At 43.8% G+C, this 11,874-nt stretch carries 10 protein-coding genes; 5 read left to right on the plus strand and 5 right to left on the minus strand.

Going from position 1 to position 11,874, the window contains the following annotated elements; genetic code table 11:
- Positions 1 to 389, plus strand: a 389-nt coding sequence (locus T472_RS19670) for a sugar phosphate isomerase/epimerase family protein (RefSeq protein WP_023863249.1), incomplete at its 5' end; no start/stop codon positions are given.
- A gap of 528 nt (positions 390 to 917) precedes the next feature.
- On the opposite strand, the gene T472_RS01685 is transcribed toward T472_RS19670, so the two are convergent.
- The 5 genes from T472_RS01685 to uxaC all read right to left on the minus strand — a co-directional run bounded on the left by T472_RS01685 (position 918) and on the right by uxaC (position 7,242).
- Positions 918 to 2,612 (minus strand): glycoside hydrolase family 3 protein, encoded by a 1,695-nt coding sequence (locus tag T472_RS01685; RefSeq protein ID WP_023384835.1) that lies wholly within the window; start codon positions 2,610 to 2,612, stop codon positions 918 to 920.
- A gap of 88 nt (positions 2,613 to 2,700) precedes the next feature.
- A complete protein-coding gene (locus tag T472_RS01690; RefSeq protein ID WP_023384837.1) occupies positions 2,701 to 3,552 on the minus strand; it encodes an HAD family hydrolase in 852 nt (283 codons plus the stop codon).
- A 15-nt stretch (positions 3,553 to 3,567) separates the two neighbouring features.
- Complete coding sequence (locus tag T472_RS01695) at positions 3,568 to 4,425, minus strand: SDR family oxidoreductase (protein ID WP_023384839.1); 858 nt, start codon at positions 4,423 to 4,425, stop codon at positions 3,568 to 3,570.
- A gap of 377 nt (positions 4,426 to 4,802) precedes the next feature.
- A complete protein-coding gene (gene uxuA / locus T472_RS01700) occupies positions 4,803 to 5,852 on the minus strand; it encodes a mannonate dehydratase (RefSeq protein WP_023384842.1) in 1,050 nt (349 codons plus the stop codon).
- Position 5,853: 1 nt separating this feature from the next.
- A complete protein-coding gene (uxaC, locus tag T472_RS01705; protein ID WP_023384844.1) occupies positions 5,854 to 7,242 on the minus strand; it encodes a glucuronate isomerase in 1,389 nt (462 codons plus the stop codon).
- A gap of 222 nt (positions 7,243 to 7,464) precedes the next feature.
- Here uxaC and T472_RS01710 point away from each other — a divergent pair, with 222 nt between their 5' ends.
- The 4 genes from T472_RS01710 (at position 7,465) to T472_RS01725 (ending at position 11,666) form a co-directional block, all read left to right on the plus strand.
- The gene (locus T472_RS01710; RefSeq protein ID WP_023384846.1) at positions 7,465 to 8,430 is read left to right on the plus strand and encodes a bifunctional 4-hydroxy-2-oxoglutarate aldolase/2-dehydro-3-deoxy-phosphogluconate aldolase; all 966 of its coding nucleotides are present in this window, start codon (positions 7,465 to 7,467) and stop codon (positions 8,428 to 8,430) included.
- Between the two features lie 62 nt (positions 8,431 to 8,492).
- Positions 8,493 to 9,515, plus strand: a complete 1,023-nt coding sequence (locus tag T472_RS01715; RefSeq protein ID WP_023384849.1) for a sugar kinase — start codon at positions 8,493 to 8,495, stop codon at positions 9,513 to 9,515.
- Positions 9,516 to 9,559: 44 nt separating this feature from the next.
- Positions 9,560 to 10,327, plus strand: coding sequence for an IclR family transcriptional regulator (locus T472_RS01720; RefSeq protein WP_023384851.1), 768 nt, complete (start codon positions 9,560 to 9,562; stop codon positions 10,325 to 10,327).
- Positions 10,328 to 10,421: 94 nt separating this feature from the next.
- Positions 10,422 to 11,666 (plus strand): 6-phosphofructokinase, encoded by a 1,245-nt coding sequence (locus T472_RS01725; RefSeq protein WP_439334300.1) that lies wholly within the window; start codon positions 10,422 to 10,424, stop codon positions 11,664 to 11,666.
- Positions 11,667 to 11,874: the final 208 nt, after the last annotated feature.

Consider the following 11,874-nt stretch of genomic DNA (forward strand, 5'->3'; position numbering starts at 1 on the left):
TAAGATGTTCCAGGGTACTAGGCTTCGAGCTTGATGTACATTGGATACAGAGAGCAGGGCTCGATCCTATTAAGGTCATCAAGGATTATAAGGGAAGGGTCAACATCATCCATCTTAAGGACTATAGAATTGGAAACTTAGACCTCAGTGCATTGAAAACGGGAGACATGAAGAAATTCTTCACTGACTTCCAGAACATCATCGAGTTCGCAGAGCTTGGGCAGGGCAACCTGGACCTTAAAGGCATCATTGAGGCAGGACTTGAGTCTGGTGTGGAATATTTCTTCGTTGAGCAGGATGATACCTACGGGAAGGATCCGATGGAGTCACTGAAGATATCAAGAGACCATTTAGTTGAACTTGGTTATGAGGACCTGCTGAAGGGCTGAATCCATTGAAACTAATAAAATAGAAAAGTCAAAATACCATGGAGAGGCGTTTAGATGCAAAACCATGGTATTTTAATTTCTCTTCTAATGATCCATCCTCTATAATACCAAGTATATGAAAGGGCAGATTGTATCTGTTATGAATAGTTACCATGGTGTTGCTTCATGTCTAATGTATCAGAGTATATGCACTTAGAGAGTCATTAACAGAAATGCTGGAGTTCCACATTTCAAACGCAACCTGATTTTGATTCATGAAAGATTTAGGGATACAGCCGGATATAGATAAGAGCATTGGTTCATTATCTCTTAAGGAAATGGATAAGAGGACCTGCTTTGTAAAGCAAATCCTCTTATTCTTGGAGAAACCTTAAGCCAGGCTCTCATGATTTTTTGTTTGCGAAACAGGATATCAACTTGTTTGAGCGCGAATTCTTTTTGCAGCACCACGGTTTCATCATGTGGTCCATTTTAGAAGGCGGTTATTGCAATTCATAAAGAATCTAAAACTGTAAGATGGACAGGATACTACCTTCTGGTCTCCCATTTGTCACAGAACACAAGATCATTATGGGTTCCTTTGAATTCAGACTCGCCCATCAGCTTACTGATGACTTGTCTTATAACTTCTCTGGTATTTGAATACGCGTTAATATATCCTTTTACCATCGGAACATCTGTCAAATGGGTAGTATAAGACAGGGAGATGAAGAAAGTAGGAACCTCATGGACATACCATGGCACTTCGTTTGACATAGGCACCTTCCATCTGATCCTGACGTTATTTTCTGAAGCATAACCGACAATGTCAGAAAATACCAGTGCTGCATCATAGTTTTGTGCGTATTCCAGTGTCTTTCCCTTTTCTCTTCGATGCCCGTCATTTAGACTAACTTCGAACCCGGCTTTTTCAAGTTCATCGATGATGATTTGCTCAGACTTGTTTGTACTTCCGTGGATTCCGCCCATCTCACCGTATAGGGTATATAGTTTTATCCGCTTATGGGTGGAAGGCCGAATAGGCAACTCATTCTTTGTGTTCTTTACAAGTGTTATGGAAAGGTCGGCTGCCTCCTTAGCCATATTCATAAAATCCGGATTCCCGATTATTGAGAGCCCTTCCTTTGGAGGTATCAGTTTACCCTCCTTCTGAAGATTATGAAGGTTCAATGAAGCCTTGAGTCCAAGAATCCTTGTTAGTGCATCGTGTAGCCTCTCTTCAGTGAGGACGCCTCTTCGGTATCCGTCCATCATGAAATTGAAGTCCTCCTCAATATCGTTGAAGAACAGGAACATATCACAGCCAGCTGCGATAGCCTGTGGTACATAGTCCCTTCTTTTCATGGCTGCTGTCATACCCAGCATGTGCGACGCATCCGTAACTACAAGTCCATTGAATCCAAGCTGTTTTCTAAGCAGTCCTGTAATTAGTTCGGGAGCAAGGGTGGCGGGTAGGATATCATTGTACGTAAGCTCGGGATTGAGCTTATATTGGTATGCAGGCAAGGCGATGTGGCCAGCCATGATACTCATGACACCATCATCTATAAGTTTCCTGTATACCTCACCAAAGCTTTTATCCCATTCCTCCACACTAAGCTCATTAACGCCCAGGACGAGGTGCTGGTCCCTCTCTTCAGTACCGTCTCCAGGAAAATGCTTTATGCAGGATGCGACATTGCTCTGTCTAAGACCTCTAATATAAGAGCTTGCGTATTTTATGACACCTTCAGCGTTGTCACCATAGGCTCTTGTATTGACTATGGTGTTCCTCCAGTTCATGAGTATGTCTGCACAAGGATCAAAGTTCCAGTTAACCCCAAGCGCCTCTTCTTCCTTGCCGCTGACATAACCAACGTTATAGGCCACAGCCTCACTTTTTGATGCATCGACCGCAGCTGCCGAAGCAACATAGGTACCGTCGGAACATGCACCGTTTCCACCGCTGTCGCAGTTTGCTGCCACAAGCAAAGGAATTTTAGTGGTAGCCTGAAGAGTTGAGATTAGGTCGTACACGACTTCAGAAGTCGCACCCATGTAGCGAGCACCACCTATATGATACTTCTTCAAAAGCTCTTCAGCCTGGCCTGGGTTAAGGTCAACAAAAAGATTGATAAAAAGCTGCCCTATTTTTTCCTCGATGGTCATACTTTCGATGGTTTTTTCCACCCAGGCGATATCCTCATCCTTCAGGTAGAATGGTTTGGCTTTTAAATTTACCATGGTTTTCCTCCATTAAATCAAGTCGGGAATCAAGATAACTCATGCAATTACACTAATACCATCATGCATACTTTGAATGTCACACAAGTTAAGAATCAGTGCTAAGTGATTTGTTAAATCTTTCAATAAGGCTATCCTGATAATCCCCAGAAAAAGTGCCATCAATGAATTTCCCAATGGCGCTTTTCGCAAGGGTCTCCCAAGAGCTAGCTTCATCACCAGCGATGATGGGATAGAATAGGACGCCATTATCCTTAGCTGCAGCAAGATCACCAGGTGAGTCGCCAATCATAAGGACATTTTCAGAATGATAGTCCCCCAGCGTTTTAACAGCTCCGATACAATACGCTTTGCTTCCTGCTTCCTGCCCGCACATGAGCTCCACATACGGTGATAATCCATGTCTTGTCCATTCTTCCACTACAGCCTTTCCATTAGCAGAAGAGATGATCGCAATATCAGCACGAGGGTATATTGATGCGAGCCCTTCCAGAACATTTGGGAAAGGTCTGTCCTCTCCTGCCAGAGACTCTATAGATTCGTTAACCATAAGGCTCCAGGTAAGGGTGAGGTCTAGCTGATGACTCCCGGTGTTTTCTATCGCACTAACAAGAGAGGGATTTGAAAGCTCACTGGTTTCCTCTGTCCATTTTTTGATTTCCTCAAAATCGGGCATTTGGTATCCCAGAGCCTCCATTTCCTCAAATGTCCTGACAAGTCCCTTGAAGCGGTTTATCCCTCTCGTGCTGGAGTAGAGGTTCACATTATTCCATACAGTAAGAAACCTATCTGCAACATCCTCAAGTGCCCATACCTTTACAGCCATGGGGCCAAAGCACTTTCGATGCTTGACCTCCATGGTGTCCATCGCGCAGCCGTCAGAGTCGATGCATACGAGCCAGTCCTTACTCCGTTCAAATTCAGTTATCTGAGTCTTCATGGTCGTCTCCTTTTATTACACGCCTGAGTAAGCGGAGAATCCTCCATCTATGGGAAGAACGACTCCATTGATGAATCCTGAAGCTTCTTCAGAAGCAAGGAAAAGCAGAGCGCCTATAAGCTCTTCAGGCTTTCCAAAACGATCCATTGGAGTAGCGCTGAGAATTTTTCCGGTCCTGTCTGTGGGTGACCCGTCAGGATTAAAGAGCAGCGCTTCATTCTGGCTGGTGACAAAGAATCCAGGGGCAATGGCGTTGACTCTTATACCGACTTTCGACATATGGACAGCAAGCCACTGTGTGAAGTTCGATATTGCAGCCTTTGCACCAGAATATGCAGGAATCTTTGTTAGCGGAGTAAATGCATTCATGGAAGATACATTAATTATTGAACATCCTTTCCTGCCTACCATGTCCTTAGCAAATTCCTGAGAAGGAAGGAGGGAACCAAGAAAGTTCAAGTCGAAGACGAACCTGATTCCAGATTCATCCAGATCGAAGAAAGTAATGAGATCTTTGTTGGTATCCAGAAGATCATCCTCATAAAGGTATTCCTTTGTCGTAGTCCCTCTAGGATGGTTTCCGCCAGCGCCGTTAAGAAGCAGGTCACATGGTCCGAGCTGTGCGAGCACAGTTTCGTGTGCGGTCTTAAGGCTCTCTTTGCTCAGTACGTCCGCCTGTACACCTATGCATATGCCACCCTGTGCTGAGATCTCATCGGCTTTTTTCTGTGCAAATTCAAGGTTTCTGTCTAGGACAGCAACCTTAGCGCCTGAAGCTGCAAGTGCAGCTGACCAATATCCTCCCAGAACACCAGCCCCTCCGGTTACGACACACACCTTGTCCTTCAAATTTACTTGTAGTGGTAGATTCATCATATTCACTCCTTGTTTTATCCTTTGCAAAAGTCATCATTGGTATTATTGCATCTGCAATTTGTTTCTCATATTACTGTCTTTCATATCTTTCTGAAGAGGTCCTATGGTATTACTCGTGGTTCCATCAGCTGAACATTGTTTTGATTCCATAGGACTCTTCATCAGGATCTTATCATTTGTTTCTCAAACATTGTTTTATCTTCTGTTTCACTGTCATCTTCATTTTTTCCTGATGACTATTCTTTTGTATTCATAATTATCTCTTCATAAGTATCTCAATCTGATTTATCTTTTGTGCTTTTTCAACGGTATCATCTATGATAGATGGGTTGCTTTTTTGAATCCAAGGAAGTTGGAGTCGTAGTTTACGAAACCTATTTCGTTGTCTTCTCAACAGCCTCCCAGATACCTGCTATATAGGAAGCGCCGAGTGCCCTGTCGAATAGGCCATATCCAGGTCTTCCTGTCTCGCCCCAGATCATCCTTCCATGGTCAGGTCTTATATAACCATCGAATCCATTGCTTTGAAGGGCTGATATGATTTTGACAATATCCATGGATCCGTACGATGAATGATGTGCAGTCTCCTCAAAGCTCGAACCGTCCTCAAGAAGCTTGACATTACGTATGTGCATGAAGTGGATCCTTCCCATGGAGGCAAACTTTCCAACCATCTTAGGTATGTCGTTGAAGTTCCCGCTGCCAAGGGAGCCAGTACAGAATGTCAGTCCATTGTATTCACTGTCATAGAGCTTAAGGAACCTATCTAGGTTTGCCTCATTGGTGATTATCCTGGGCAGCCCAAAAATCGGGTACGGTGGATCATCAGGGTGGATTGCCATCTTCACTCCAGCAGACTCCGCAACTGGGATGATTTCCCCGAGGAAGTAGCCAAGGTTAGTCCAGAGGTCTTCATCAGTGATCTTCGAATACTTCTCGAAGATTTCTGCCAGGCCTTCTTTTGTGTAGCTTGAATCCCAACCTGGAAGTGATAGCTCTCCTGTAAGAGGGTCCATCTTTTCGAGCTGATCCCTATAGTAGACAAGCGCTGTAGATCCGTCCTCATTGACCTTGTCAAGCTGTGTCCTTGTCCAGTCAAAGACTGGCATGAAATTGTAGCATATGACCTTGACACCAGCTGCACCAAGATTCCTGATATTCTCTTTATAGTTCTCTATATACTTTTCTCTTGTTGGAAGACCAAGCTTAATATCTTCATGTACAGGAACACTTTCGATTACTTCGAAGTGGAGTCCGTTATCCTCGACTGTCTTCTTGAGTTTCTGAATACTCTCGACTGGCCACTTCTCACCGACCGGAACATCATATACCGCTGTGACGATGCTGTGCATAGTTGGGATTTGCCTTATGTACTCGATTTTTACTGGATCTTCTTCTCCATACCATCTGAATGATAATTTCATTTTATTCAACTCCTAAATAATTGATTATATTTTTATAGCATATGCCTTCTACTATATCTTTGAGCGTATCAAGGTCATTATCGAATTGTCCTGTCTCCACAAGATTTCCTACATAGTCGCAAAGGATTCTCCTGAAGTAGTCATGTCTTACATAGGAGAGGAAGCTTCTGGAATCAGTCAGCATCCCTATGTAGTCAGCCAGCATGCCTTGGTTAGCAATCGACTGGAAGTGGTCCATGAACCCTTCCTTATGATCATTGAACCACCAGGGTGCACCGTGTTGTATCTTTCCTGGTGTCGCATCTACAGCGAAGCAGTGCGGAAGCGTAGAAAGTACAAGATTGTCTTTGGCGTTAAGGGTATAAAGTATTGTCTTTGGGAGCTGGTTTTTCAAATCCATGGCACCCAGCAGGTTGGACATGGGAATCGCTATGCTTTGGTCATTCATGATGTCAAATCCTGCATCTGCACCAAGCACCTCGAACATCTTAATATTATTGTTTCTTAATGCTCCTATATGGAGCTGCATTACCAGCCCGTACTTGGTGTAGAGCCCAGCGAGGTGAACCATTGTCTGATTCTTGAATTTCTCAGCCTCTTCGAAGGTGACGGCATAACCACTAAGGACTTTGTCAAAGATATGGGAGACTTCTGTATCATCCTGTGTGGTAGCAGTTACGATTTCAAGCGAATGATCAGATAAGAGGCACCCTGCATCCTTAAAATATGCAATCCTTCTCGACATGGCTTCAAGGAATGACTCATATGACTCAACCTGAGTTCCGGAGACTTCAGATAGTTCATTCAGGTATTCAATATATCCCGGCTGTGTTACTTTGAAAGCCCTATCAGGCCTGAAGGTCGGAAGTACCTTGAATGTATATCCCTTTTCTTTGATTAGCTTGTGGTAAGCGAGGTCATCCAGAGGATCATCTGTAGTGCATATCAGCTTCACGTTAGAGTCCGATATCATCTTTACAGGGGAAAGCTCCTCTCTCCTGATCTTCCTGTTACAGAAGTTGTAGATTTCCGCGGCATTCTTCTCATTCAAGGACTCTTTGATATCGAAATACTTTTGCAGTTCCATATTGGCCCAATGGTAGAGCGGGCTCCCTATTAGCCTTCCGCAGGTCTTACCCCACATCTTGAATTTGTCGATACCCGGAGCATCACCAGTGATGTATTTTTCAGGGACCCCGGCATAACGCAGTGCTCTCCACTTATAATGGTCGAACTGCAGCCAGATTGAGGTAATATCATTGAATTTCTTATCCTCATATATCTCTTTGGCTGAAAGATGACAATGGTAATCATAAATTGGTGCATTTTTTGCAAAACGTTCATATAGTGTAACTGCAGTATCTGAATTAAGCATGAAGTGATCTGGCAAATCGATTCCCCCTTGTGGATTCCTTTGTGTTACCTCAATTATAGCAATTAATGATTTTTTTCAATTTCGATTTATTGCTCAAGAACTTGCAATAATTGCTATTAGTACTTTCCATAAAATATTTTTTCAAGTACTATTGACATTCGTTTTCATCATTCTATAATGGGGGTGAGATAAATGAAACCGTGTTCCACATCGTGAAACCATAGGAGGAGAATTATAATGAATGAAATCTTGAAAAAAATCCAGAAAATCGGTATTGTCCCTGTTGTTGTACTTGAGAGCGCCAAGGATGCAGTTCCCCTCGCCAAAGCACTGATTGAAGGCGGACTTCCATGTGCAGAGGTTACTTTCAGAACAGCTGCTGCTCGTGATTCCATAAAGGCAATCTCAGAAGCCTATCCAGACATGCTTATAGGGGCGGGTACCGTACTGACTACAGACCAGGTCGACCAGGCAGTGGAAGCAGGTGCATCATTCATTGTAAGCCCTGGCCTCAATCCTTCTATCGTGAAATATTGTACAGAAAAAGACATTCCCATAGTCCCAGGGGCTACAAATCCAAGCGACATAGAAGTTGCAATCTCCTTCGGACTCGATGTGGTCAAATTCTTTCCTGCGGAAGCGTCAGGCGGACTTAACATGATCAAGGCGCTTGCAGGCCCTTATGTTGGGATGAAATTCATGCCTACTGGAGGAATAAACGAAAATAACCTCAAGTCTTACCTCGACTTTCCGAAAATCGTTGCTTGCGGTGGAAGCTGGATGGTCAGCCCTGAACTGATTAAGATGGGGAAATTCGATGAGATCCGAACCCTTACCAACAAAGCGATGATGCAGATGTTAGGCTTCGAGATCGCACACGTCGGAATCAATGCAAAGGATGAGAAGGAGGCAGATTCTGTTGCCTCGAGGTTCGATTCGGTATTTGGATTTACAAAGAAGGCTGCTACCAGCTCATTTTTTGCAGGTTCAGGTGTCGAGGTCATGAAATCGCCGTATCTAGGCACATCAGGGCACATAGCAATCAGGACAAATTACATCGATAGGGCGATCAGTTATCTTGAAGGTGTTGGTGTGGAATTCATAGAGGAGTCCAGGAAATATGATGATAAGGGCAGACTTATCTCAATTTACCTGAAAGAAGAAATGGGCGGATTCGCTGTGCATCTTGTAGAGAAGAGATAAAAAATAAAGGGGCTCCCATAGGGACCCCTTAAATAACAAAAGATAACATGGAGGAATGAAAAATGTCAAAAGTAGTCACATTTGGAGAGATAATGCTGAGACTGGCCCCGGAAGGTTATTACAGGTTTGTTCAGGTTGATGGAATGGGTGCGACATTTGGTGGCGGAGAGGCAAACGTAGCGGTATCCTTGGCTAACTTCGGTTTCGATGCCTCATTCGTTAGCAAGCTTCCAAAGCATGAGATAGGTCAGGCTGCGGTGAATTCACTTCGAAGATACGGAGTAGAAACTCGCCACATAACAAGAGGTGGAAACCGTGTAGGCATATATTTCCTTGAAAAAGGAGCGAGCCAGAGACCATCTAAGGTAATTTATGATAGGGCTGGTTCATCAATCGCAGAAGCGGTATCAAAGGATTTCAACTGGGATGAGATTTTTAATGGCGCTGACTGGTTCCACTTCACAGGTATTACTCCAGCCCTCGGAGACAATATGGCAGCGGTATGTCTCGAGGCCCTGAAATCTGCTAAGGCAAAAGGTATCAAGGTAAGCTGCGACCTGAACTACAGAAACAAGCTTTGGTCTAAGGAGAAGGCCGGTCAGGTAATGGGAGAGCTCTGCCAGTATGTTGATGTCTGTATCGCGAATGAGGAAGATGCGAACGATGTTTTTGGAATCAAAGCTCAGGGTACTGATGTCACCACAGGACATGTTAACCATGAGGGCTACAAGGATGTTGCAAAGCAGCTTGTAGAGAGATTCGGATTCGAGAAGGTAGCGATAACTCTTAGGAGTTCTATATCCGCGAACGACAATAAATGGGCTGCGATGTTATTCGATGGAAAGGAGTACTTCTTCAGTAAGAGCTACCTGATGCACATCGTAGACCGTGTAGGCGGGGGAGACAGCTTCGGGGCAGGACTTATATATTCCCTGCTCAGTGGATATTCTAACCAGGATACTATTGAATTTGCAGTAGCAGCATCATGCCTCAAACATTCGGTGGAAGGTGACTACAACCAGGTCTCCGTAGATGAAGTACTAAAACTTGCTGGTGGAGACGCATCAGGACGTGTTCAGCGTTAATAATGGCATCTCCATATGCATAATTGTAGATTGGAGGAATTAGAATGCAAGAAAAGAATCCAATACAATCCGCAGAAAGGATCTTCAGTGTCCTTGAATTAATAACCCAAAAGGGACAACTGGGAGTCATGGAAATCAGCACGACACTGAACTTGAACAAGAGCACAGTCCACAGGCTCCTAGCATCACTCATCTCGATGGGATATGTCAGACAGGACCCTGCCAGTGGGAAGTATACACTGACGTTCAAGCTCCTGAGCCTTGCTGAGGCGTTCCGCTCTAAAATTGATGTAGTATCCATCGCACACCCGTACCTTGAGCAGATCATGGAGAAATCCAAAGAGACTGTGCATCTAGTTCAGTGGGAAGGAAGTGAAGTAGTATATATCGACAAGGTTGAGTCCAACTCGAGCTCAGTAAGGATGGTATCGAGAATAGGACTGCGACAACCTATGTACTGCACCGCCGTGGGAAAAGTCATACTTTCTTCCATTTCAGAGGATGAAGTAAGAAAAATATGGGAGGAGAGCAATATTAAGAAGCTGACAAAAAACACAATAGTGGATTTTGAGGTGCTTCTTAATGAGCTGGAACTAATCAGGAAGCGAGGTTACGCAGTGGACAACGAGGAAAATGAAATAGGAGTCCGATGCATGGCAGTGTACATAAAGGATTACCGTGGCAAGGCTGTCAATGCCTTCAGCATTTCAGCTCCAGTCAACAGGATGACAGATGAAAGAATTGAAGAAATGGCATCCTTCATACTTGGAATGAAGACAGAGTTGTCCAGAGCTTTGGGATATAGATCCTAAGCAAAGGAATAGATGAATCCATTACATTAACCAAAATGAAATGATATGAACTAATGAAAAATAGAAGCAAAGAGGAGCAAACCAAATGGAACATATCCGAGGTAATGTCATAGTCGGGCAGTCTGGTGGACCGACAGCAGTCATCAACTCCAGTCTTGTAGGAGTATTTAAAACAGCCAAAGACAGAGGTGCCAAGACAGTATACGGAATGCGGCATGGCATTCAGGGGTTGCTTGAAGAGAAGTATGTAGATCTTTCGGACCATATACAGACAAGCCTTGATATAGACCTGCTGAAAAGGACCCCGTCCGCATTCCTTGGATCATGTCGATATAAGCTCCCTGAAGCCGATAAGGATAATGGAGTATATAAGAAGATATTCTCTATCCTTAAGAAGCTCGACATTGAATTCTTCTTTTACATTGGCGGGAACGATTCTATGGACACCATAAGAAAGCTTTCGGACTACGCGCTTGAGATTGGAAGCTCCATACGCTTCATTGGTGTACCGAAGACTATTGACAATGACCTCGATATTACAGACCACACTCCAGGATTTGGAAGTGCGGCGAAATATATAGGTTCCATTACCAAGGAAGTCATTAGGGATGGGTTGGTATTCGACCAGAATATGGTGACTATCATAGAAATAATGGGCAGGAATGCAGGGTGGCTCACCGGAGCGTCGGCGCTGGCTAAATGCGAGGACTGTGAAGGTCCGGATCTCATATATCTCCCGGAGATCCCATTCGATGTAGAATCCTTCATTAAGAAAGTCGAGGAACTCCACAAGGTGAAGAAGTCCATAATTGTTGCAATTTCAGAAGGTATAAGGACACCTGATGGGAAGTATATAAGTGAACTCACGGATACAGTCGAATTTATTGACGCATTCGGTCACAAGGCTCTCAGTGGATCAGCTAAATACCTCGCGAACATGATAGGAGCTAAGTTCGGATGGAAAACAAGGGCGATTGAACTAAACACTCTCCAGCGAAGCGCATCTCATCTGGTATCACGTGTTGATATCACAGAAGCATACCAGGTCGGAGGAGCTGCAGTCAAAGCTGCATTCGAAGGGCTTACAGGCCAGATGGTCATTCTTAAGCGTGTATCCGATGATCCATATATCTGCACCACTGATACATACGATGTTCACAAGATAGCTAATGTGGAGAAGAAGGTTCCCCGGGAGTGGATTAATGAAACCGGAGACTTCGTTACCCAGGAGTATCTAAACTATGTTAAACCACTTATTCAAGCGGAGCTCACACCAATAATGGTAGACGGTCTGCCAAGGCACCTCACTCTTAACGATAAGAATCTGAAGAATATATGATATAAATACTGAACTAGACGGGTAAGCTGTTATGAAAGTTAAAAAATAGGCTTTGTTTTAAAACAGCTTTGAAATATTATGTAGTTTTAAAGGGTGGATTAAAATTCACCCTTTAAGTAGCTTATTAAGAAATTTTGAATTAAACCGGAACTTTTCGACTTTGGTAATAGGGCACTGAGAATTTCTAAAGGTTATACAGATGATCAAA

The organism is Youngiibacter fragilis 232.1, assembly GCF_000495435.3.
Lineage (GTDB): Bacteria > Bacillota > Clostridia > Clostridiales > Clostridiaceae > Youngiibacter > Youngiibacter fragilis.